A 20,641-nucleotide genomic window follows, 5' to 3' on the forward strand; every position below is an offset into this window, starting at 1 on the left:
GTCATGGGCAAGCTGGACGGGAAGGTCGCGTTCATCACCGGGGCGGCGCGGGGCCAGGGCCGCAGCCACGCGGTACGGCTCGCGCGGGAGGGCGCCGCCATCATCGCGACCGACACCACGGCGAAGGTCGAGTCCGTCCCCTATCCGCTCGCCACGGCCGAGGACCTGGCCGAGACCGTCCGGCTGGTCGAGGACGCGGGCGGCCGGATCGTGGCCCGCGACGCCGACGTCCGTGACTCGCACGCCCTGGCCGCCGCCGTCAAGGAGGGCGTCGACCTGTTCGGGCGGCTCGACATCGTGCTGGCCAACGCCGGTATCTCCAGTCCGGCGCCGACGTTGCTGATGAGCGACGACACCTGGCAGGACATGATCGACATCAATCTGACCGGGGTGTGGAAGACCCTCAAGGCGTCCGTCCGGCACATCGTCGCCGGCGGGCGCGGCGGCTCGGTCGTCATCACCAGCTCGATCGCCGCGATCCACGCCCACGAGAACACCGCGCACTACTCGGCCGCCAAGGCCGGGCTGGTCATGCTGATGAAGGTCCTCGCCAAGGAGCTGGCTCCGCACAGCATCAGGGTCAACACCGTCCACCCGACGACGGTCGCCACGGGCATGGTCCTGAACGAGGCCACGTTCCGCCTGTTCCGTCCCGACCTGGACGACCCGACCCGCGCCGACTTCGAGGAGGCGGCCCGTACCCTCAACCGCCTCCCGATCGCCGCGCTGGAGCCGGAGGACGTGTCCGACCTGGTCCTCTTCCTGGTGTCCGACGAGGCGAAGTACATCACCGGGACCACCCAGGTCATCGACGCCGGCGGAGTCCTCTGACAACACCGGGGCGGGACCTCAGCCCATGGATCTGGCGCCGTCCAGGGACTCGCGGAGGATGTCGGCGTGCCCGGCGTGCTGGGCGGTCTCCGCGATGAGGTGCTGGAACTGGGCGGCGCGGTTCGCCCAGTGCTCCTCGCCCTTCGCCACGTGCTTGATCAGGCCGCCCAGGCACAGCTCGCTGACGGTGGTGCGGCGGCCGCCCTGTTCGTCGTCCAGGCCGTGGGCGGTGAAGCGCAGGAAGTGGCGGTGCTTCTCCAGCGTCGCCGGCAGGTCGGCGCGCTCACCGGTCAGGGACGGGGCCTGGGTCGAGGGTCATGGGATGTGCCCTTCGTTGCGGGTCGGCTCGTTGTCGAGACCACGCTGAGAGCGATAGCGGTCAGTTTCCGGCCTCAATATGCGGCAGACTTCGGGGCATGGCGAGCACGGGCACGCGGACCTTGCGGTTGCTGGCGTTGCTGCAGAAGCGGCGCTACTGGCCGGGCCCCGAACTGGCCGAACGCCTCGGGGTCTCGCAGCGCACCCTGCGCCGGGACATCGACCGGCTGCGCGAGCTGGGGTATCCCGTGCAGGCGCGGCGTGGCGTGGAGGGCGGCTACGAACTGGCGGCGGGGGCGGCGCTGCCGCCGCTGCTGGTGGACGACGACGAGGCGGTCGCCCTGGCCGTCGGGTTGCAGACGGCTGCGCAGGGCACGGTCGGGGGACTCGGGGACGCCTCGGTGCGGGCGCTGGCGAAGGTGGTGCAGGTGATGCCGTCCCGGCTGCGCCGCAGGGTGGAGGCGCTGGCCGCGATGACCGTCCCGGCCGCCTGGGACGCGGGGGCGCCGATGAACGTGGATCCGTCCGTCCTCACCGGCGTGGCCCTCGCCTGCCGGGACTCCGAACGGCTCCGCTTCTCCTACACCGCCGCGGACGGCCACGAGACCGAGCGGGACGTCGAACCGCATCGTGTGGTGTCCCTCGGCCGCCGCTGGTATCTGGTCTGCTACGACCTGGACCGGCACGACTGGCGCAGCTTCCGGCTCGACCGGCTCTCGTCGCCGCGCGGCACCGGCGCCCGGTTCCGGCCGCGTGAGCTGCCCGCGCCGGACGCCGCCGCGTTCGTCCGCGCCCGCATCGAGGACCTGTGGTCGGTTCACGATGTCGAGGTGCTGGTGGACGCGCCCGCCGAGACGGTGAGCGCGCGGATCGGGCGGTGGGTCACGGTCGAGGAGGCCGGCGCCGGGCGCTGCCGCGTGCGGCTGGCCACCGACTCGCTGGACTGGGTCGCCTACGCCCTCGGCGTGGTCGGCGCCGGCTTCCAGGTGGTGTCCCCGCCCGAACTGCTCGACCACGTCCATGACTGGGGACGCCGCTTCACCGCCGCCACGCAGGGCACGCCCGCCACGAACGGCACGCACGGCACGCACGGAACGCACGCCACGGCCCCCTGATCCCTGGAAGATGGATCCATTTTCGGAGTTGCTCGCTGCAAGTCGGCCAAAATTGCTGCTGGACGAGCGCCTTTCAGCGGTTCATAGTGAGTATCGGATCCATTGAGGGGCCTGGACGAGCTCCAGAAGAGGTGAGTCATGCCACGGATCGGTTACGTCCCGCTGGAGGCGATGGACGAGCGGATGCAGGAGGAGATGCGCCGGTGTGCGCGGGAGGGCACGCCGCGTCCGGAGAGCTCCGCCGTCCGGGCGCACGCGCCCAACGCGTTCTGGGCGTTCACGGACTCATGGGAGGCGATCTTCCGCAAGGGGGTGGTGGACCACGCCATCAAGGAGCTCTGCCGCGTCTACGTCTCCCGCACGGTCAAATGTGAGTTCTGCGGCAACCAGCGCTCGATCCAGGCCAGCACGCAGGGTCTTCTGGAGCAGCAGTACGACGACCTCCTCAACTTCGAGTCGTCCGACCGCTACGACGAGCGGCAGAAGGCCGCGCTCGCCTACACCGAGGCGATCGCGTGGCGGCTCGACGTCGACGACGAGTTCTGGGAGCGCATGCACCGGCACTTCACCGAGCCGGAACTGGTGGAGCTCGGCTGCTTCGTGGCGCTGACCTTCGGCCAGCAGAGCTGGCTGCGCCTCCTGGACATCGACCACCACCAGTACCTGGCCGGGACCGACGCGTCGCTGGCGCCCGGCTTTCGCACCCCCGAGGAGCAGGAGAAGACCAAGAGCAGCCCGGACTACTGGGCGAGGTCGTGACCACCGCCGACGTTCCGGACGGGCCGGCGCACTGGCCGGTGGGCCGGCCCGCCGCCGTCGAGCGGGTCGAGGGTTCCGCGGTTCCGGTGCGGTACTACCTCGCCGAGACGCTCGACGGCCTCTACACCCCGTACGCCCTCCGGACGCCGCCAGGCCCCGGCCCGCATCCCTTCGTGTTCCTCGCGTACGGGAACGGCGGGGGCGGGCTGGAGTGGCTTCGTGACCGCGTCCACAACTACGCGTACATCACCGAGAGGCTGCTGGAGGCGGGGTACGCGTGCGCCTGGGCCCGGTACCGCGCCGAGGTCGAGCTGGGCTATCACCGGGGCGGCCCGCTCGTTCGCGACCGCCGCCAGGGCATGGACCTGTTCAACCGCTCGCCGCTGGAGTTCGAGGACGAGCTGGCGATCCTCCAGCACGTCCGCGCCCTGCCGGACATCGACGCGGCCCGGATCGCCCATGTCGGCGTCAGCCACGCGGGGGAGATGCTGTTCAAGCTCGCGTCCGCCTTCCCGGACGCCGTCGCGTGCGGGGTCGCCTGCGAACCCGCCAACCACGAGTTCCTCGACCTGAGCACCGACCACACCGTGACCGTCAACCCCGACACCGCGATGCGCGACATCGAGGAGATGCAGATGCGGTCACCGGCCGCCGTGCGCAAGCGCGTCAACGAGCGGCTGGCCCTGGAGCGCATCGCGCCCATCACGATCCCCATCCTCGTGATGGGCCGGGACGACGACCATCTGCAAGGCATCTTCCGGGTCAGCTACGACCTGCTGGCCGAGGCGGGCAAACCCGCCGAGTGGGTCTCCTGGGACCACGACCTGCACGGCTACATCTTCCCGCACGGCACGTCGGTGGACCCGGTCCAGGAACGCGCGATCACGGGAGTCATCGACTTCCTCGGCCGCCACCTGCGCCAGGGCGGCCGACAGGGCGATGCATAGGGTGGCACCGCCTCACAGGCCCAGCGCCTGGCGGAGGTACGGGGCGTGGCGGCGCGCCACGGGGACGGTTTCGTGGGCGCGGGAGTCCGTGCACAGGAGAAGCGTGCCCTTGAAGCCGCGTTCGATCTCCCGTATCCGTCCCAGGTTGACCAGGAAGCGGCGGTGGACGCGCAGGAAGCCCTTGTCCTCCAGTTGCCGTTCGAGCCGGTCGAGGCCGCGGGTGGCGGAGAGCAGCCTGCCCTGGTCGCTGGTCAGCCAGACGTTGTTGTGGTCGGCCTCGGCGTAGCGGATCTCGCGCGGGTCGAGCAGGACCCACCGGTCGTCCCGGAGCGCCACCACGCGGGCGGGGAACGAGCGGGGCGGGGGCGGCGGTGAGGCGAGCAGGGGGTCGCCGGACGAGCCTCCGAAGGGCGGCTGGTCGTCCGGGGACCCGAACGCCATCAGCAGGCCGATCACCCGGGTCGCGGCGAAGACGGGGCGGACGGCCACCGAGATCGGAGTGCCGAGGAAGGGCACGAAGACCTGGGTGACGCCCGTCCAGTGCGGGTCCTGGCGGGCGCGCTCGACGGCGCGGCGGGCCAGCCGGGGCAGCGTGGGGAGCTGGGGCGTCCAGCGGTGCGCGGGCGCGTAGGCGGGGGTGTCGGCGGGCGTGCCCAGCAGGACCGCGGCCTCGCTGTTGGCGAGCACGACCTTCCCGGCGGGGTCGACCGCGGCGAGGGGCGTGCCGGGCGGGACGCGGGCGTCGGTGATGGAGGCGGCCAGCATCGCGCCGCTGTCGTAGGCGCGCTGCCGCAGCTTGGCCTCGGTGGCGGCGGCGACCTTGCGCAGCCAGGGCAGGACGTCGTCCGACAGCGGGGTCCTCCAGCAGGAGATGTTGAGGACGGCGAGCGGGTCCTGGGTCACGACGTCCCGGACGGCGACGCCCGCGCACACCCACGGGTGGAAGCCGCGGCACCAGTGCTCGGGGCCGCGCACCATGATCGGGCGGTGGCTCTCCAGGGCGGTGCCCATGCCGTTGGTGCCGGTCGCCCACTCCGACCAGGTGGACCAGGGCGCCAGGTTGCTGTCGGCGGCCAGGTGCAGGATCCGCCGGCTGCCCCAGGACGCGAGGATGCGCCCGTCGGGGTCGGCCACGGTGACGATGCCGTCCAGGCCGTCCACCTCGGTGGCGGCGGTGGTGGCCAGGCCGCCGAGCTCGGCGAACACCACGTCGTTGTCGATGGTGTGGGAGCTGTCCTCGGACGCGGCGGGCGCCTTCTCCAGGCCGGGATCGACCTCGTACTCCTCCCGGCACCGGTACCAGGACATCAGGATCTCCGGCCGGACGCCCTGGACGCTGTCGTCACCGGCGGCGAACCGTTCCCAGGCCGCCGTGGTGATTTTGAGATTGTCGCCCGCGAGGGCGATCCCGCTCGTTGCGGTGGAGCCGCCGTTCGTTGGGTCTGTCGCGCCGTTCATCCCAGCTCCCTTGGGTGGTGGAGAGGTCTGTCCGAGGATCGTGATCATTCGGACGGACCGACCACGTGACGCGGGGCCGCCGTGCACACCGGTTCAGGCCCAGGCTAGCTCCCAGGTAACGGCCCTCCAAGGGTGAAAACGGTACAGAAGCGAAGAAAAGGGGTGTTGCGGGCATGCGTGCCGTGGTGTACCGGAAGCCCTTCGAAGTGGCGGTCGAAGAGGTGCCCGACCCCCGGATCGAGCAGCCCAACGACGTGATCGTCCGGATCACCTCGGCCTGCATCTGCGGGTCGGACCTGCACATGTACGAGGGGCGGACCGCCGCGGAGCCGGGGCTGGTGCTCGGCCACGAGAACCTCGGCGTCATCGACGAGGTGGGCAGCGGCGTCACCACCCTGGAACGGGGCGACCGGGTGGTGATGCCGTTCAACGTGGCCTGCGGCTTCTGCAAGAACTGCCTCGCCGGATTCACCGGCTTCTGCCTCACCGTCAACCCGTCGGGCTTCGCCGGCGGCGCCTACGGCTACGTCGCGATGGGCCCGTACCCCGGCGGGCAGGCCGAGTACCTGCGCGTCCCGTTCGCCGACTTCAACTGCCTGAAGCTGCCGCCCGGCACCGACCACGAGACCGACTACGCGCTGCTCGCCGACATCTTCCCCACCGGCTACCACGGCTGTGAGCTGGCCGGCGTGTCGCCGGGCGAGACGGTGGCGGTGTACGGGGCGGGACCCGTGGGGCTGATGGCCGCCTACTCCGCGCTGCTGCGCGGCGCGTCCCGCGTCTTCGTGGTCGACCGTGTCCCCGAACGGCTCGCCAAGGCGCGCGAGATCGGCGCGATCCCCGTCGACTTCTCCGCGGGCGACCCCGTCGAGCAGATCAGGGACCGGACCGGCGGCGAGGGCACCGACAAGGGCATCGACGCCGTCGGCTACCAGGCACTGGTCGGCGGGGAGGACGGCGAGGCCCGGGAGGACCCGGCCGCCGTGCTGAACCAGCTCGTCGACACCGTCCGCCCCACCGGCGCGCTGGGCGTGCCCGGCCTGTACGTGCCGTCCGACCCGGGCGGGGTGGACGAGGCCGCCAAGCGGGGCGTGCTGGCCGTCGCGGTCGGGCGGCTGTTCGAGAAGGGCCTGCGCGTCGGCACCGGGCAGGCGAACGTCAAGCGCTACAACCGGCGGCTCCGCGACCTCATCAGCGAGGGCCGGGCGGCCCCCGGCTTCGTGGTCTCCCACCAACTCCCTCTCCAGGAGGCGCCCATCGCGTACCAGAAGTTCGACCAGCGGGTGGAGGGCTACACCAAGGTCATCCTCAAGCCCGACAGCGGCCTGGGACCCGACCCATGACGGCACCCGCGACCGACCCCACGACCGATGACGACCTGTGTTACCGGCCACGAGCGTGGCCATGGACGGCGAGCCGAAGCAGCTTCGACTGGGAGGTGAAGTGATGGCGACCCCCACGGACGAGCGATCCGCGCTGGTGAGCGAGATCGGGCTGGACAGGCAGAACGGGGCCGCGCTGGGCCGGGTGCTGGCCACCGGCAACATCGGCAAGGCCGAGGAGGGCCCCGACGGCCGGATGAAGGCCACCATCCGGATCAGGGAGGACCAGCTTGTCTACGACCCCTCGGTGCTCGTTATCCCCCATGGGGGCGACCTCGACATCGAGATCTACAACGACGACAAGAACACCCATTGCGCGCTTTTCCCGAGCAATGGCGACCATCAGTTCATCTGGCTGGTGAACCATTCGCGCGGCACGGCGAGCCTGAGGCTCGACGGCCCCGGCTACTACTGGTACGGCTCGCCCACCGGCAACGACGAGGGACGCGGCCTCACCGGCGCCATCGTCGTGATGGGCGAGGTCCCCGACGACGCCAAGCTCGACCGGCCGGCCCAGCCACGACCGTAGAAAGGAGCAGTTGATGGCGGAATATGTGGACGCGGGGAAGGCCGTCGACTGGTCGTCCCTGAGCGGGGTGGTCGGGAGCGCGCCGCCGACCGTGACCAACGTCGGCTACGAGCGCCTGCTGCACGCACGCTCGGAGCCGCAGAACTGGCTCACCTACTTCGGCGCCTACGACGGGAAGCGGTACTCGCCGCTGGAGCAGATCAACGTCGACAACGTGCGGCGCCTCACCCCCGCCTGGGTGTTCCAGTGCGGGTCCGCCGGGTTGCAGGCGGGCGGGTCGACGTACGCGTTCGAGGCGTCCCCGATCGTGGTGGACGGCGTCATGTACGTCACCGGCTGGGACGGCTACTGCTGGGCCCTGGACGCGGTGACCGGCAAGGAGCTGTGGCGGTACAAGCACGCCACGCCGTTCGACACCTCCCTGTGCTGCGGCAACGTCAACCGCGGCGTCGCGGTGGCGCACGGCAAGGTCTACATGGTCACGCCGAACGCGCATGTCATCGCGCTCGACGCGGAGACCGGCAAGGTCGTGTGGGACCGCACCAACGGCGACGTGCGGGCGGGCGAGAGCGCCACGCTGGCCCCCCTGGTCGTCAAGGACATGGTCATCGTCGGCAGCGCCGGCGGCGAGTTCGGGGTGCGCGGCCATCTCGACGCGTTCGACCTGGAGACGGGCGAGCGCCGGTGGCGCACGTACACGATCCCGAAGCCGGGCGAGCCCGGCTCCGAGACCTGGCCGGCCGACGGCGAGCAGTGGGCGCGGGGCGGCGGCAACCCGTGGATCACGCCCACCTACGACCCTGAGCTCAACCTGCTGTACACCGGGACCGGCAACCCCGCGCCCGACTTCGACGGCGAGGTGCGGCCGGGCGACAACCTCTACACCGACAGCTGCATCGCGGTGAACCCCGACAACGGGGAACTGGTCTGGCACTACCAGCACAATCCGCACGACCTGTGGGACTACGACAGCATTTCGGAGAACACCCTCTTCGAAATGGACGGCCGCAGATTCCTGGGGCATTTCAACAAGAACGGTTACGCCTACATTCTCGACCGCACCAACGGCGAGGTGGAGAGGGTGTTCCCGTTCGTCGACCGGATCGACTGGGGGACGGTGGACTCCAAGGGGCAGATCGAGGTCCACAAGTACCCCGACGAGGAGGGCGTGCCGGTCCACTTCTACCCCGGTCCGGGCGGCGGCAAGGAGTGGACGCACAACGCCTACAGCCCGAGGACGGGGCTCTTCTACGTCCCGGTCCAGGACGTCGGCGCGACCGCGACGCGGCGGCGCAGGGAGTTCAAGGAGGGGATCCCGTACTGGGGCGCGGGCGTCGCCGTGGACACCGAGGGCATGGCGGGTTCGATCAGCGCCTTCGACCCGGCCACCGGCCGGGAGGTGTGGCGCTGGCGCAACGAGGTGCCGATGTGCGCGTCGGTGCTGGCCACGGCGGGCGACCTGGTGTTCGCGGGCGAGCCCACCGGGGAGTTCAACGCGCTGAACGCCCGTACCGGCGAGCTGCTGTGGCAGTTCCAGTGCGGCAGCGGCCACCACGGCAGCCCGTCCACCTACAGCGTCGGCGGACGGCAGTACATCGCCGTGCCGAGCGGCTGGGGCGGCTGGATCGAGGGCTTCGCCCCCGGCATGCTCGCCGGGACCCACGGCGCCGCCCTCTTCGCGTTCGCCCTGCCCGACTAGCGGCGCCCGCACGCCCACGCCCGAACGGTCCCGAGACCACGAGGGAGGAGGTGAAACGCATGGTGAAAGGTAGGGAGCGCGAGAGCGTCGCCCCCCGGACCGACCTGTCCGAGTGGGAGACCCCCGCCTTCGAGGAGGTCGGTGTCTCCGCCGAGGTGACCGCGTACTTCGGCGTGTTGGACTTCGAGGACGACTAGCCCGCCCCGGGCGGGTCAGGCGCGGCGGGAGGCGTCCGGCGGTGGTGCCGGGCGCCGCCCGCCCGGTGCGCGGAGAGGTGATCGACGTTGTGGGTGCGCGTGCTCGGGTCGGCGGCCGGCGGGGGATTTCCGCAGTGGAACTGCACCTGCCCTCCGTGCGACGCGGTACGGACCGGCTCCAGGCCCGCACGGCCGCGTACCCAGTCGTCCATCGCGGTGAGCCCCGACCACCGGCGGTGGTTCCTTTTCAACGCCTCACCCGATGTGCACGCCCAGATCGAACGCTCCCCGGCCTTGGGGCCCTCTGCCGGACGGGCCGTCCCGCTGGAGGCGGTGCTGCTGACCGACGCGGAGCTGGACCACACGCTGGGCCTGCTCCTGCTGCGGGAGGGACGCGGGCTCCGGCTCCATTGCACCGAGGCCGTGTACGAGGCCCTGCGCGACGGCAACTCGCTGCTCCGGACGCTGGAAGCGTACTGCCCCGTCACCTGGCATCCGGTCGTGCCGGGCGACGACGTCGCGTTGTGCGACGGCCTGTCGTACCGGGCCTTCGACGTGCCGACGACCAAGCGGGCGCGGTTCGGCCCCGATGACGCGCCCGGACGGGTGGTGGGCTACCGGCTGAGCGGGGAGGACGGCCGGTCGGTGGTCTACCTGCCGGGCGTCCAGGAGCTGACGCCCGGGGTGCTGGAGGCGGTGGACGGCTGCGACTGCCTGCTCGTCGACGGGACCTGCTGGAGCGACGACGAGCTGATCCGGCTCGGCCTGGCCGCCAGGACCTCACGGGACATGGGCCATGTGCCCATCGGCGGGCCGGACGGCAGCCTCGTCCGGCTGTCCTCGCCGCCCGCCGCCCGGCGCACCATCTATCTCCACGTCAACAACACCAACCCGATCCTGATCGAGGACTCGCCCGAACGGCGGGCCGTCGAGAGCCGCGGCATGGAGGTGGCCGTGGACGGGATGGAACTGCGGATCTGAGAGCGGCCATGGTGACGGTAACAACGGAGAACGACGGCTTCGTGGGCGCGTTGCGCGCGCAATCCCGGCGCTACCACGACCGGCATCCCTTCCACCGCAAGATGAACGAGGGCGCGCTGAGCCGCCGCCAGATCCAGGGCTGGGCGGCCAACCGCTTCTACTACCAGCTGAACCTGCCCCGCAAGGACGCCGCGATCATCGCCAACTGTCCTGACCGCGACGTCCGCCGCCGCTGGATCCAGCGCATCCTGGACCACGACGGGACGGCGGACGGCGAGGGCGGGATCGAGGCGTGGCTGCGGCTCGGCGAGGCCCTCGGCCTGGACCGGGACGAGCTGCTGGACGAGCGGCACGTCGTCCCCGGCGTCCGGTTCGCCGTCGACGCCTACGTGACCTTCGCCCGTACCCGGCCGTGGGTCGAGGCGGTGGCGTCCTCGCTCACCGAACTGTTCGCCCCGGGCCTGATGGCCGAACGGCTGGCCGCCTTCGAACGCCATTACCCGTGGATCGACCGCGCGGGCCTCGCCTATTTCCGGGCCCGCCTCACCCAGGCCCCCCGTGATTCGGAGCACGCCATGGAGGTGGTGACGAAGTACTGCCGGACACCGGCCGAGCAGTCGGCCGCGGTGGCGGCGCTGGCGTTCAAATGCGACGTGCTGTGGAGCATGCTCGACGCCACCGAACGGGCCTATCCGGATGGTTAGCGTGCGCGCCGTCGGCGACACTGACCGTCCCCGCCTCGCGCCGCACGTGCGGCTGGAGTTCGACCCGGCGCGGGGACGTCACATGCTGTTGTCCCCGGAGGCGGTCACCGTCCTGAACGCGACGGGCGCGGCGGTCCTCGGCCTGTGCGACGGGCGCCGCACCGTCGCCGGGATCGTGGCCGAGCTGCGCGGACGCTACGAGGTGGTGATCGACGGGGAGGTGCGGGAGTTCCTCGCCCGGCTGGTCGCCGCGCGCCGGCTGGAGATGGGGGACGGGGATGGATAGGCCGTTCGGTCTGCTGGCGGAGCTCACCTACGACTGCCCGCTGCGCTGCTCGTACTGCTCCAACCCGCTCGACCTGGGCGCGTACCGGGACGAACTGGCGACCGGCGAGTGGCGGAGGGTCATGGCCGAGGCCCGGGACCTGGGCGTCCTGCACCTGCACCTGTCCGGCGGCGAGCCGCTGCGGCGCCGCGACCTGGTGGACCTCGTCCGGGAGGCGCGGGACCTGGGCCTCTACACCAACCTCATCACCAGCGCGCTCGGCCTGTCGTCCCGGCGGGCCGAGGAGCTGCGGGCGGCGGGACTCGACCACGTCCAGATCAGCGTCCAGGCCGACCGTCCGGAACTGTCGGACCGGCTCGCCGGCCTGCCGTCCTTCCAGCGCAAGCTCGCGGCGGCCCGCCTGGTGAAGAAGCTGGGCTGGCCGCTGACGCTGAACGTCGTCCTGCACCGGCACAACATCGACCGGATCGACCGCATCCTCGAACTGGCCGAGGAACTGGACGCCGACCGCATCGAACTGGCCAACACGCAGTACTACGGCTGGGCCTGGCGGAACCGGGACGCCCTTCTGCCGAGCGGCTCCCAGCTCGACCGCGCCGAGACCGTCGTGCGCGCGGCCCGCCGACGCCTGGAGGGACGGATGGAGGTCATCTACGTCCTCCCCGACTACTACACCCGCTACCCCAAGCCCTGCATGGGCGGCTGGGGCAGACGGCAGCTCACCGTCATCCCCAACGGCGACGTCCTGCCGTGCCCGGCCGCGCACACCCTGCCGCTTCCCCGCGCGAACGTCCGCGAGCACGGCCTGGCGTGGATCTGGGAGCGGTCACCGATCTTCCGGCGGTTCCGCGGGACGGACTGGATGCCGGAGCCCTGCCGGAGCTGCGACCGCCGCGAGCTCGACTTCGGCGGCTGCCGCTGCCAGGCGTTCCAGCTCACCGGCGACGCGTCCTGCACCGACCCCGCCTGCCACCTCTCTCCTGACCACGCGCTCGTGGAGGACGCGGTGAACAACGCCGACCGGCCCCTGCCACCCCGTGAGCTCCTGCCCCGGGAGGTGCCGCGATGACCTCGATCCTCGTCTTCGCCGCGGGCGCGGTGCTGCTGATCTACAGCGCGGAGAAGCTGATCGGCTACCTCGTGGGCGTCGCGAGCGGGCTCAGGGTCTCCATCTTCCTGCTCGCCATCGTCTTCACCGGCATCGAGTTCGACGACGTGTTCCTGGGCGTCGCGCTGAACCTGGAAGAGGTCGAGGACGTCGCGTTGGGCATCGTGCTGGGCACCGCCATCTCGATGACCGGGGTCGTGCTGGCGCTCGCCGCGATCCTCACCCCCACCAAGGTGACCATCCCGCGCGACTACCTGCTCGTCTTCGCGCTGGCCCCGCTCCTGATGATCGTGTTCGTGGTGCTGGAGCCTTTGGACGTGGTCGAGGGGCTGGCGTTGCTCGGGCTGTTCGGGACCTTCCTCGCCTACGTCGCGGTCCGCGAGTCCAGAGGGGACAAGCCCATCTTCCGCGACGCCGAACTGTACGAGGCGTATGTCGCCGTCCGCGCGTCCCGGGAAGGGGACGGGGGGACGGCCACCCTCACCGGCACGCGCCCGGCCACGGCGGATCCCGGGCGGACACCACCGGAGACCCATCCGGGACGGCATTTCTCCGAGGCCGCCCCGTTCGCGGAGGCGCGCAGGCACTCGGGGTGGGCGGGCCTGTGCCTGGCGGTGCTGGCCCTGGCGGGCCTGGTCGCCGGCGCCGCGATCACGGGCATGGGAACCGAGGGCATCCTGGAGACCTACGGGCTGGAGGGCACCCTCTTCGGCGCGACGATCGCCACGGTCGTCCTCACCGTCGAGGACGTCTTCCTCACCGTGGAACCCGCCCGCAAAGGCGCCCCGGAAATCGGCGTCGGAAACGTCATCGGAAGCGTGGTGTTCTCCGTCACCGGGAAACTCGGGGTGATCGTGCTGGCGGGCGGCCTGGTGATAGCGCCCGACGTCCTCACCTGGCACCTGCCCGCCCTTGTCGTCCTCACCGGTTTCGCGGCGTACGTGCTGCACACGGGCGAGCTGAAACGGTGGCACGGCGTCGTGCTGCTGGCCTTCTATATCGCCTATTGGATCGTCAGCTTCACGGCCTTCGGAACCGCGCCCGTCGAGGTGGACTGACCCATGAGGAGGATGCGGGAGTCAGAAACGGCGCTCTAAGATCGGAGCGGCGATTCGCGCCCCCGCCGGCCGCGGGCGCCCGTTTCTCACCGCAGGGATGTGCCATGGCCAAACCTCCGTCACCCGGGTCGCCCTTCGACACGCCGCCACCCGGGTACGGGCCGCCGCCGCCCGTCAAGGGGCCTGCGCCGGTGACGCTTCCGCCCAGGAATCCGCGGATCACCGCGCTGGTCGCGGGGGCGATGCTGCTGCTCCTGATCGCGGGCGCCACGGTGGTCGGCTTCCAGTTGCTCCAGGACGACGGCGACCCCGGCCCGGTCGACCTGCGCCAGCCCCTGCTCATCCAGCAGGTGGCGCAGGTCCAGCCCCCGCCGTGCCCGGCCGGGATGTTGCGGGAGACCGCGGGAACCGAGTGCTTCAAGCTGGAACCCGGCGGGATGACGGTGCGGCGCCTTGAGGAGATCCGGCTCGTCCCGCCCGGACCCCAGGGACCTGAATGGGGCATCGCCCTCACGCTGACGCAGACCGACGCCGCGATCTTCGGCAACCTGACGATACGCGCCAGGACGGCGGACAGCGGCACCGCGGCGAACCGGATCGCCATGGTCGTCGGCGACGTGGTCGTGTCGGCCCCGACGGTCACCGGCGTCATCACGGGCGGTCAGGTGCAGATCTCCGGGCGGTTCGACCGGCCCGCCGCCGAACGCCTGATAGAGCGGCTGACGGGCCGCCCGCCGTCCTGACCCGCCCGTTTCACGCTTCCGTCCCCGGGGACCACGCACCCTGCCGGGGCAGAACGTTCGACATCGAGTTCGACTTCGTCTCCCACCGCCTCGTCATCCGCGACAGCGGCGGCGCCGTCGAGGACTTCGCGCTGGAGCCCATGGCCGTCGCCGACTTCTACGCCCGGACGATGGCCGCCTTGGACGCGCTCGGGATAGAGGCGCCCATCTACGCCAGGCCCAACGAAGTCGAACCGGCCATCCCCTTCGCCGAGGACCACCGGCACGCCTCGTACGACGGCCATGCGGTACGGCTGTTCTGGCTCCAGTTGCTCCAGGCGTCCCGGGTCCTGGGCGAGTTCAGGTCACGCTTCATCGGCAAGGTCAGCCCCGTCCATCTCTTCTGGGGTGGCATGGACCTCGCCTGCACCCGCTTCTCCGGACGGCCCGCGCCCGAGTACTCGGGCGATATCCCCAACTGTCCCCGCGAGGTGATGGTCCAGGGTTACTCCCACGAGCTCAGTAGCTGCGGCTTCTGGGCGGGAGGCGGCGACGAGGGCGCCTTCTACTCCTACGCCTACCCCGAACCCGAAGGCTTCTCCGACCGCTCCGTCGGCCCGTTCGACGCCTTCTACAACGATCAGCTCGGGCAGTTCCTGCTCCCGTACGAGGCCGTGCGCACCGCGTCCGACCCCGAAAAGGCGCTGCTGGGGTTCCTTCAGAGCACCTACGAGGCGGCGGCCGACCTCGGCGGCTGGGACCGCGCCGCCCTGGAGGCCGATCCCGGCCGCATGGGCTAGGCGCAGCGACGGGCCGGTGCGCCGTTCCACGCTAGCCTGACCGGCTATGGCGCCCATGACGAGGCGGGAGCTGAACCGGGCGACGCTCGCCAGGCAGTTGTTGCTCGCCCGCTCCGACCTTCCGATCGTCCAGGCCGTCGAGCGTCTGGCCGGGCTCCAGGCCCAGACCCCGCACTCCTGGTACGCCGGTCTCGCGTCCCGCCTGGCGGACGTGCGCCCGGATCAGATCTCCGCGCTGCTGGAGAGGCGGGAACTGGTGCGGATCGCGCTGATGCGCGGGACCATCCATCTCGTCAGCGCCCGCGACTGCCTGTGGATGCGGCCGCTGATCCAGCCCGTCATGGACCGGACGCTCTTCTCCAACCACACCCACGGCAAGCCGATCGAGGGCCTGGACACCGACGAGGTGGTGGCCGTCGCCCGTCCGCTGCTGGAGGAGACGCCCCGGACGTCCAACGAACTCGGCGCGCTGCTGGCCGAGCACGGCGAGAGCGCCGGATGGGGCGACCGGCCGCCCGCGTCCCTCGCCTACATCGCCCGCAACATGATGGCGCTGGTGCAGGTGCCGCCGCGCGGCCTCTGGGGCAGGAGCGGGCCGATCGCGCACACCACGGCCGAGTCCTGGCTCGGCGAGCCCTTGGCGGCGGACGCCTCCCTGGACGACCTGGTGCTGCGTTACCTGGCCGCGTTCGGGCCCGCCACCGTCAAGGACGTGCAGACCTGGACGGGCCTCACCCGGCTCGGCGAGGTCGTGGACGGGCTCCGCCCCCGCCTGGTCACGTTCACCGGAGAGGACGGCCGGGAGCTGTTCGACCTGCCGGACGCGCCACGCCCCGGCGCGGACGTGCCCGCACCGCCCCGGCTGCTGTACGACTTCGACAACCTCCTCCTCTCGCACGCCGACCGCGGCCGGGTGATCACCGAGGAGCATCGGGCGCAGAACTACACCACCCGCCGCCCGGTTCCCGGCTGGGTGCTGGTGGACGGCTTCACCGGCGGCGAGTGGGCGATCGAGAGCGACCGCGACTCGGCCGTCCTGAGGATCCGCACGTTCGCGCCGCCCGCGGACGGCCTCCACGAGGAAGGCGAACGCCTCCTCGCGTTCACCCACGCTGACATCGCCCACCGCGAAGTGCGCGTGGAGCAACTCTGAACAGGCAGGGCGGCGGCGCCCGGCCCGCTCATCCGCCCCGGCGACAGCGGCCCGCAAGGCTGAGCGGCTCTCGTCCGATCGCGGCCGCCAGGCGGTTTCTCAGGGTGACCAGCTGGGCTATTTCCCGGTCCAGGGCGGCGATGCGGTTTTGGACGACGCCACTGCCCTTGTCGCATCCGGGGCTGCCATAGGGCGGGAGGGTGTCGCCGTCCAGCAGGTCGAGACGGTGGGCGCAGCGGCGGATGTCCTCGATGGTCAGGCCGAGTCCCAGCAACTCGCGGATGAGGCGCACGCGTGCGATCTCGCGGGGGCCGTACCGGCGCTGTCCGCTGGCGGTGCGGGGCGGCGGGGGGAGCAGGCCGCGTTCCTCGTAGAAGCGCAGCGCGCGGGGTGTGGTGCCCGCCGCCGCGGCCGCGTCGCCGATCCGCATGAACCCTCCTACACCTCCACGATGACGGCTCCCAGGTGCCGTCCGCTGATCAGTTCGTACAACGCCTGCGGGGCGCGGTGGATGCCCTGGACGCGGACGTGCGGGAAGGTGATGCTGCCCGCGCGCAGCCAGGCGGCGAACCGTTCGGCCCATTCCTCGCGGGTGGTGGACGTGCCGGTGAGACCGCGCATCGTGATCTGCTTGACGATGAGCTGGAAGGTGTCCAGCTCGACGGGAGCGGTCGTGCCGGTGCCGTCGGGGGAGAGCTGCCGGGCCAGAGTGCCCACCAGGGCGAAGCGGGCTCCGGTCCGGGCCGCGGCGACCGCGGCCTGGAGCTGGTCGCCACCGACGTTGTCGACCAGGACGTCGATGCCGTCGGGTGCGGCCTTGGCCAGTTGGTCGGCGATCGGCGCGGCGCCGCGGATCAGGGCGGCGTCGTACCCGAGTTCGGCGGTCAGGCGGTCGGCCTTGGCGCGCGAGCCGGTGCTGCCGATCACGCGGGCGGCGCCCAGCAGCCGGGCGATCTGGCCGGCCATGGAGCCGACCGCCCCGGCGGCGCCGGTCACGAACACGGTGTCACCCGGTTGCGTCTCGGCGATGTGCGTGAGCGCCGTGTAGGCGGTGTGTCCCTGGCCCAGGTGCGCGACGGGCTCTGGGAGCGAGTCGTCCAGAGGGGTGCATGCGGCGGCGTCGACCGCCGCGTACTCGCGCCATCCCTGCCAGTGGTGAACGAGGTCACCCGGGCGAAGGCCGCTGTCGCCGGGGGCGGAGACCACCTCGCCGATCGCGGCGCCGAACAGGGTGTCACCGGGATGCAGGGGCGGCAGGGGTGCGCCCGGGACGCCACCTCCGATGAGCGTCCGCAACGAGGGGAACACCTGGAAGTAGCGGTTGCGCAGGAGGACCTGCCCAGGTTCAGGGACGGGCAGCGGGGTTTCCACGATGTCGAAGTGCTCTGGACGGGGCAGGCCGTCGGGCAGTGTGGCGAGCCGCACTTCACGGCTGGTACGGGTCATGGCGTCGCTCCTCGCTCAAGCCGTTGACAGGGGGTGCGACGCTAACCCCTGACGTACGCGTCAAGGGCAAATCCCGCATCAGCCCTCCGGGGTGAGGACAGTGGCGGCCCATCGTCCCCAGTCCAATTGGGGACGGCTCTGCTGGGCCCGCGCCAGTGCCCCGTCCATGCGGGAACGCAGCTCCTCGGGCGTCGCCCGCGCACCGGCCAGTTCACCGATCCCTTCCAGCACGAGCGGATACAGCACTCCAAGATGCTCGGCCGGGACGGAGCCCGTGCACGCGAGGAAGGCCGCCGGGCCGCGCAGGCTGCGACGCAGCGCGTCGGTGTGCGCGGTGCCCGCGCCGTCGTGGCACGACAGGATCACGGCCAGGGCGTGCAGCTCACCGAGTGCGGCAAGGTCGATGCCGCCCACGAGCAGGCTGGTGCCGTCCAGGGAGCAGCGGTCGTCGATCACGAGGACGGGCGCGCCGCGCAGCGCCTCGCACCGAGGTTCGACCCGGTTGTCGATGCAAAGCCGCAGGTCGAGTTCGTTCGATCCGCCGCACCGCCGCTCCAGCTCCGCCAGCCGCCGCGCGGTGCCGGTGGCCCGGCTCCGGGTGACGAGCGCGACCGGCAGCGGCTTGGGCAGCGCGCCGTTCGCGGAGCCGCCGCGCAAGGCCGGGGACGGCAGCCACTCGGTGAGCATCTGCGTCGCCTGGGCGCCTTCGGCCCGGGCGTTGATGGTGGTGATGCCGTCCGGGCCGACCGTGCACTCGATCAGCAGGCGCTCAAGGGGGATCTCCGGCTCGGCGGTGCCCGCGGCGAACAGCCCGGGGACGACCCCGGCGAGCGCGGTGCAGGCGGCGACCGCCAGCCAGGCCACAAGGCTGCCCTGGTTGTCGGTGAGGATGTTGACCGACAGCCCGGCGGCGGTCGTGGTCGCGGCGGCGGTGAGCCCCCACAGCACGGGACGGCGGCGGCGCCTCATGCGTCCCGCCCCAGCCTGCGCTCGTCGATCAGGGCCTGTCCCTGTTCCGCGCGCCTCCAGAAGTCGTACCAGGACGCGTGCGCCTCGATCCCTGCGAGGAAGACGGCCTGGAACTCCCGTTCGGCCGCTTCGTCGTCGCCCGCCGCCAGCCGGACGAATCCCAGGCTGGTCCGTGCCTCCAGGGTCGAGGGGTGCGTGCGTCCGAGCGTCCGCGCGCGGTCGGCGATCACCTGCTCCAGCAGCGCGGCGGCCTCGGCATGGCGGCCGAGATCGTGCCGGACGGCGGCGAGCGACGCGCGGATGCTCAACGTATCGGGGTGCCGCCGTCCCAGCATGCGTCGTGCCGCGCTTTCCGCCTCGACGAGCAGGGGCTCGGCCGCCAAGGCATCGCCGCCTTCTCGCAGGATCGCGGCCAGGTTCGCCTGGAGCACCGGCAGGTCCGGCGATCCCGCCTCCACCCCTTGGCCGAGCGCCGCCCGCGCCTCTCTCTCGGCTTCCCGCAGCCGTCCCTCATCGCGCAGCGCGACGGCGAGATTGGAACGGACGGTGGCCGCCTCCGGGTCGGTGCCGACCTTCTCGTATGCCTGATCGAGCAGCGCCACGGACATCGTGCCGGGCGCGCCGATCCCGTGCCGGACGCTCGCGTCGTTGGCCTCGAGTCTGGAGACCAGCGCGGCATCGGCGTCCGGAGTCCCGCGGGCGAGCTCCAGGGCCCGCTGGTAGGCGGCGGACGCCTTGGTGAGGCTGCCTTGGCGGCGGAGCGCGGCGGCGAGACTGGCGTGGATGATCACGCTGCGGCGACTCGGCCTGTCCGCTGCGGCGGCGAGGCGCCGCAGCGTGGCCTCTGCCCGCTCGTAGCGGCCACGGGCGAGAGCGCGCCGCGCATGGGCGAGCCGGGCCGTCTGTGCCCATCCGACCACGTAAGCCGGCCGCCAGAGCGCCAACGCCGCCAGAAACGCCACCACGCCGGCCACGATGAGCCACGGCGGCGCCGGGCCGCCGACGGTGAGCAGGAAGGCCAGGGTCAGCATGGTCGCGATCACGAACAGCGGTGCCACGAACGACGACCGGCCGGACACGTCCAACGCCGCGGTCACCGAGCCCGGGGTGGCCGGAACCCTCACCCGATATTCGGCGTACTGGCCGGACAGGCTGGCGACGGCCTCGACCAGTTGAGGGGCAAGGGGACGTTCCGAAGGATCCTTGGCCAGTGCGCGGGCCAGCAGTGCGCGCAGGGGCTCGGGCACGCCGTCAAGATCGGGTTCCGCGTCGCGTACGCGGTGAAGGACCTCGATCGGGTTCCCGGAGCCGAACGGCGGGAGGCCGGTCGCCGCTTCGGCGACCGTGGCGGCCCAGGCGAACACGTCCGCGGCCGGACCCTTCGATGCCTCGGTCAACGCTTCGGGCGCCAGGTATCCGGGAGTGCCGACCATGGCCTCTTGGCGGGCGGGCTCCTCGTCGGAGAGCCACGCGGTCGCGAAGTCGATCAATACCGGCCGGCCGTCGACCATCACGATGTTGCCGGGCTTGACGTCGCCGTGCGTGACGCCCGCGTCGTGCATCGCCGCCAGCCCATCGGCCAGCTCCCGCGCCAGCCGGAGCAGGCTCTCCCCTTTCAGCGGGCCGTTGCGCGCCAGCAGCTCCCGCAGCGTGATGCCGACGCCGGAGTACCGCGTGGCGATGTAGGGCTGAGGCCCGTTCAGCTCCACGTCGAGGACTTGGGCGACGAACGGGCTGTGCAGGTTGCGCAGCCTCGTCATCGCCTGGCCGAACTGCGGTCCGGCGCGCTCGGCCAGCCCCTCCAGCAGGTGGACGACGACCTCACGACCCATCGGGTCCACGGCCAGGCGCATGTTTCCCGCGGGTCCGGTGCCGAGGAGGTCGACGAGGCGGTACGGCCCGATCATCTCCGCGTCAGCGTCCCGGCCGCCAGACGGCGCACCGCAGGAGACGCAGTAGCCGTCGGCGAACGTCCCGTAACAGCGGGGACAGCGCGTGGGGGGCATCGGCATCGGCTCCGGAATCGACTGGCCTTGAACGCACGGTAACGCGCGTCCGCCCGCCGCAGAACGTATTCCTACCGCCTCGCCGCCGTCTCAGGATTGAGACGGCGTGACGGGGAGGGCGCTCCTAGCATCCGGGCGAGAAGCGGATTTCGCCCCGGGTCGTGGCCCGGGAG

General features: G+C 71.6%; 22 protein-coding genes. 16 read left to right on the forward strand and 6 right to left on the reverse strand.

What is annotated here, in order from left to right:
- The first annotated feature begins 3 nt into the window (after positions 1–3).
- Positions 4–831, forward strand: a complete 828-nt coding sequence (locus tag QSK21_RS26485) for a mycofactocin-coupled SDR family oxidoreductase (protein ID WP_285699786.1) — start codon at positions 4–6, stop codon at positions 829–831.
- Between the two features lie 18 nt (positions 832–849).
- Here the strand turns inward: QSK21_RS26485 and QSK21_RS26490 are convergent, their stop codons facing one another.
- On the reverse strand, positions 850–1,125 hold the full coding sequence (locus QSK21_RS26490) for a mycothiol transferase (RefSeq protein WP_352231325.1): 276 nt from the start codon (positions 1,123–1,125) through the stop codon (positions 850–852).
- 122 nt (positions 1,126–1,247) lie between these two features.
- On the opposite strand from QSK21_RS26490, the gene QSK21_RS26495 reads away from it, so the two are divergent.
- From QSK21_RS26495 to QSK21_RS26505, 3 genes are all read left to right on the forward strand, one after another.
- Positions 1,248–2,264, forward strand: a complete 1,017-nt coding sequence (locus QSK21_RS26495) for a helix-turn-helix transcriptional regulator (protein WP_285699787.1) — start codon at positions 1,248–1,250, stop codon at positions 2,262–2,264.
- A 138-nt stretch (positions 2,265–2,402) separates the two neighbouring features.
- Positions 2,403–3,023, forward strand: a complete 621-nt coding sequence (locus QSK21_RS26500) for a carboxymuconolactone decarboxylase family protein (protein ID WP_285699788.1) — start codon at positions 2,403–2,405, stop codon at positions 3,021–3,023.
- A complete protein-coding gene (locus QSK21_RS26505; RefSeq protein WP_285699789.1) occupies positions 3,020–3,970 on the forward strand; it encodes an alpha/beta hydrolase family protein in 951 nt (316 codons plus the stop codon). Before QSK21_RS26500 ends, QSK21_RS26505 begins: the two co-directional genes overlap by 4 nt.
- A 12-nt stretch (positions 3,971–3,982) precedes the next feature.
- On the opposite strand, the gene QSK21_RS26510 is transcribed toward QSK21_RS26505, so the two are convergent.
- Complete coding sequence (locus QSK21_RS26510; protein WP_285699790.1) at positions 3,983–5,428, reverse strand: DNA-binding protein; 1,446 nt, start codon at positions 5,426–5,428, stop codon at positions 3,983–3,985.
- A gap of 173 nt (positions 5,429–5,601) precedes the next feature.
- Here QSK21_RS26510 and QSK21_RS26515 point away from each other — a divergent pair, with 173 nt between their 5' ends.
- The 12 genes from QSK21_RS26515 (at position 5,602) to QSK21_RS26570 (ending at position 16,047) form a co-directional block, all read left to right on the forward strand.
- The gene (locus QSK21_RS26515) at positions 5,602–6,771 is read left to right on the forward strand and encodes a glutathione-independent formaldehyde dehydrogenase (protein WP_285699791.1); all 1,170 of its coding nucleotides are present in this window, start codon (positions 5,602–5,604) and stop codon (positions 6,769–6,771) included.
- Positions 6,772–6,874: 103 nt separating this feature from the next.
- Positions 6,875–7,339: an MSMEG_3727 family PQQ-associated protein gene (locus QSK21_RS26520; RefSeq protein WP_285699792.1), complete on the forward strand. Its 465-nt coding sequence runs from the start codon at positions 6,875–6,877 to the stop codon at positions 7,337–7,339.
- Positions 7,340–7,352: 13 nt separating this feature from the next.
- A complete protein-coding gene (locus QSK21_RS26525; RefSeq protein ID WP_285699793.1) occupies positions 7,353–9,038 on the forward strand; it encodes a PQQ-dependent dehydrogenase, methanol/ethanol family in 1,686 nt (561 codons plus the stop codon).
- A gap of 59 nt (positions 9,039–9,097) precedes the next feature.
- Complete coding sequence (pqqA, locus tag QSK21_RS26530) at positions 9,098–9,235, forward strand: pyrroloquinoline quinone precursor peptide PqqA (RefSeq protein ID WP_285699794.1); 138 nt, start codon at positions 9,098–9,100, stop codon at positions 9,233–9,235.
- 93 nt (positions 9,236–9,328) lie between these two features.
- Positions 9,329–10,216, forward strand: coding sequence for a pyrroloquinoline quinone biosynthesis protein PqqB (gene pqqB, locus QSK21_RS26535; RefSeq protein ID WP_285699979.1), 888 nt, complete (start codon positions 9,329–9,331; stop codon positions 10,214–10,216).
- Positions 10,217–10,224: 8 nt separating this feature from the next.
- Positions 10,225–10,920: a pyrroloquinoline-quinone synthase PqqC gene (pqqC, locus tag QSK21_RS26540; RefSeq protein ID WP_285699795.1), complete on the forward strand. Its 696-nt coding sequence runs from the start codon at positions 10,225–10,227 to the stop codon at positions 10,918–10,920.
- 1 nt (position 10,921) lies between these two features.
- Positions 10,922–11,206, forward strand: coding sequence for a pyrroloquinoline quinone biosynthesis peptide chaperone PqqD (gene pqqD / locus QSK21_RS26545; protein WP_285699796.1), 285 nt, complete (start codon positions 10,922–10,924; stop codon positions 11,204–11,206).
- Positions 11,199–12,275 carry a pyrroloquinoline quinone biosynthesis protein PqqE gene (pqqE, locus tag QSK21_RS26550; protein ID WP_285699798.1) on the forward strand — a complete coding sequence of 359 codons (1,077 nt, stop codon included), beginning with the start codon at positions 11,199–11,201 and terminating at the stop codon, positions 12,273–12,275. The genes pqqD and pqqE overlap by 8 nt, the downstream gene beginning before the upstream one ends.
- Positions 12,272–13,372: a sodium:calcium antiporter gene (locus tag QSK21_RS26555; protein WP_285699799.1), complete on the forward strand. Its 1,101-nt coding sequence runs from the start codon at positions 12,272–12,274 to the stop codon at positions 13,370–13,372. The genes pqqE and QSK21_RS26555 overlap by 4 nt, the downstream gene beginning before the upstream one ends.
- A 104-nt stretch (positions 13,373–13,476) precedes the next feature.
- Complete coding sequence (locus QSK21_RS26560; protein ID WP_285699801.1) at positions 13,477–14,115, forward strand: SecDF P1 head subdomain-containing protein; 639 nt, start codon at positions 13,477–13,479, stop codon at positions 14,113–14,115.
- Positions 14,112–14,894: a DUF5996 family protein gene (locus QSK21_RS26565; protein WP_285699980.1), complete on the forward strand. Its 783-nt coding sequence runs from the start codon at positions 14,112–14,114 to the stop codon at positions 14,892–14,894. The genes QSK21_RS26560 and QSK21_RS26565 overlap by 4 nt, the downstream gene beginning before the upstream one ends.
- A 46-nt stretch (positions 14,895–14,940) precedes the next feature.
- Positions 14,941–16,047 carry a winged helix DNA-binding domain-containing protein gene (locus QSK21_RS26570; protein ID WP_285699802.1) on the forward strand — a complete coding sequence of 369 codons (1,107 nt, stop codon included), beginning with the start codon at positions 14,941–14,943 and terminating at the stop codon, positions 16,045–16,047.
- Between the two features lie 28 nt (positions 16,048–16,075).
- Here the strand turns inward: QSK21_RS26570 and QSK21_RS26575 are convergent, their stop codons facing one another.
- The 4 genes from QSK21_RS26575 to QSK21_RS26590 all read right to left on the reverse strand — a co-directional run bounded on the left by QSK21_RS26575 (position 16,076) and on the right by QSK21_RS26590 (position 20,474).
- Positions 16,076–16,477, reverse strand: coding sequence for a MerR family transcriptional regulator (locus tag QSK21_RS26575; RefSeq protein ID WP_285699803.1), 402 nt, complete (start codon positions 16,475–16,477; stop codon positions 16,076–16,078).
- Positions 16,478–16,485: 8 nt separating this feature from the next.
- A complete protein-coding gene (locus QSK21_RS26580) occupies positions 16,486–17,493 on the reverse strand; it encodes an MDR family NADP-dependent oxidoreductase (protein WP_285699805.1) in 1,008 nt (335 codons plus the stop codon).
- A gap of 78 nt (positions 17,494–17,571) precedes the next feature.
- Positions 17,572–18,462: a hypothetical protein gene (locus QSK21_RS26585; protein ID WP_285699807.1), complete on the reverse strand. Its 891-nt coding sequence runs from the start codon at positions 18,460–18,462 to the stop codon at positions 17,572–17,574.
- Positions 18,459–20,474 (reverse strand): protein kinase domain-containing protein, encoded by a 2,016-nt coding sequence (locus QSK21_RS26590; protein ID WP_285699809.1) that lies wholly within the window; start codon positions 20,472–20,474, stop codon positions 18,459–18,461. The genes QSK21_RS26585 and QSK21_RS26590 overlap by 4 nt, the downstream gene beginning before the upstream one ends.
- Between the last annotated feature and the right edge of the window lie 167 nt (positions 20,475–20,641).

The organism is Actinomadura sp. NBRC 104412 (assembly GCF_030269515.1).
Taxonomy (GTDB): Bacteria; Actinomycetota; Actinomycetes; order Streptosporangiales; family Streptosporangiaceae; genus Spirillospora.

What these genes read in the sequence shown, in the direction of transcription:
- QSK21_RS26485 (WP_285699786.1), top strand. Translation starts at nt 4, where the DNA reads ATGGGCAAGCTGGACGGGAAGGTCGCGTTCATCACCGGGGCGGCGCGG.
- QSK21_RS26495 (WP_285699787.1), top strand. Translation starts at nt 1,248, where the DNA reads ATGGCGAGCACGGGCACGCGGACCTTGCGGTTGCTGGCGTTGCTGCAG.
- QSK21_RS26500 (WP_285699788.1), top strand. Translation starts at nt 2,403, where the DNA reads ATGCCACGGATCGGTTACGTCCCGCTGGAGGCGATGGACGAGCGGATG.
- QSK21_RS26510 (WP_285699790.1), bottom strand. Translation starts at nt 5,428, where the DNA reads ATGAACGGCGCGACAGACCCAACGAACGGCGGCTCCACCGCAACGAGC.
- QSK21_RS26515 (WP_285699791.1), top strand. Translation starts at nt 5,602, where the DNA reads ATGCGTGCCGTGGTGTACCGGAAGCCCTTCGAAGTGGCGGTCGAAGAG.
- QSK21_RS26520 (WP_285699792.1), top strand. Translation starts at nt 6,875, where the DNA reads ATGGCGACCCCCACGGACGAGCGATCCGCGCTGGTGAGCGAGATCGGG.
- QSK21_RS26525 (WP_285699793.1), top strand. Translation starts at nt 7,353, where the DNA reads ATGGCGGAATATGTGGACGCGGGGAAGGCCGTCGACTGGTCGTCCCTG.
- pqqA (WP_285699794.1), top strand. Translation starts at nt 9,098, where the DNA reads ATGGTGAAAGGTAGGGAGCGCGAGAGCGTCGCCCCCCGGACCGACCTG.
- pqqC (WP_285699795.1), top strand. Translation starts at nt 10,225, where the DNA reads ATGGTGACGGTAACAACGGAGAACGACGGCTTCGTGGGCGCGTTGCGC.
- pqqE (WP_285699798.1), top strand. Translation starts at nt 11,199, where the DNA reads ATGGATAGGCCGTTCGGTCTGCTGGCGGAGCTCACCTACGACTGCCCG.
- QSK21_RS26555 (WP_285699799.1), top strand. Translation starts at nt 12,272, where the DNA reads ATGACCTCGATCCTCGTCTTCGCCGCGGGCGCGGTGCTGCTGATCTAC.
- QSK21_RS26560 (WP_285699801.1), top strand. Translation starts at nt 13,477, where the DNA reads ATGGCCAAACCTCCGTCACCCGGGTCGCCCTTCGACACGCCGCCACCC.
- QSK21_RS26570 (WP_285699802.1), top strand. Translation starts at nt 14,941, where the DNA reads ATGGCGCCCATGACGAGGCGGGAGCTGAACCGGGCGACGCTCGCCAGG.
- QSK21_RS26575 (WP_285699803.1), bottom strand. Translation starts at nt 16,477, where the DNA reads ATGCGGATCGGCGACGCGGCCGCGGCGGCGGGCACCACACCCCGCGCG.
- QSK21_RS26580 (WP_285699805.1), bottom strand. Translation starts at nt 17,493, where the DNA reads ATGACCCGTACCAGCCGTGAAGTGCGGCTCGCCACACTGCCCGACGGC.
- QSK21_RS26585 (WP_285699807.1), bottom strand. Translation starts at nt 18,462, where the DNA reads ATGAGGCGCCGCCGCCGTCCCGTGCTGTGGGGGCTCACCGCCGCCGCG.
- QSK21_RS26590 (WP_285699809.1), bottom strand. Translation starts at nt 20,474, where the DNA reads ATGCCGATGCCCCCCACGCGCTGTCCCCGCTGTTACGGGACGTTCGCC.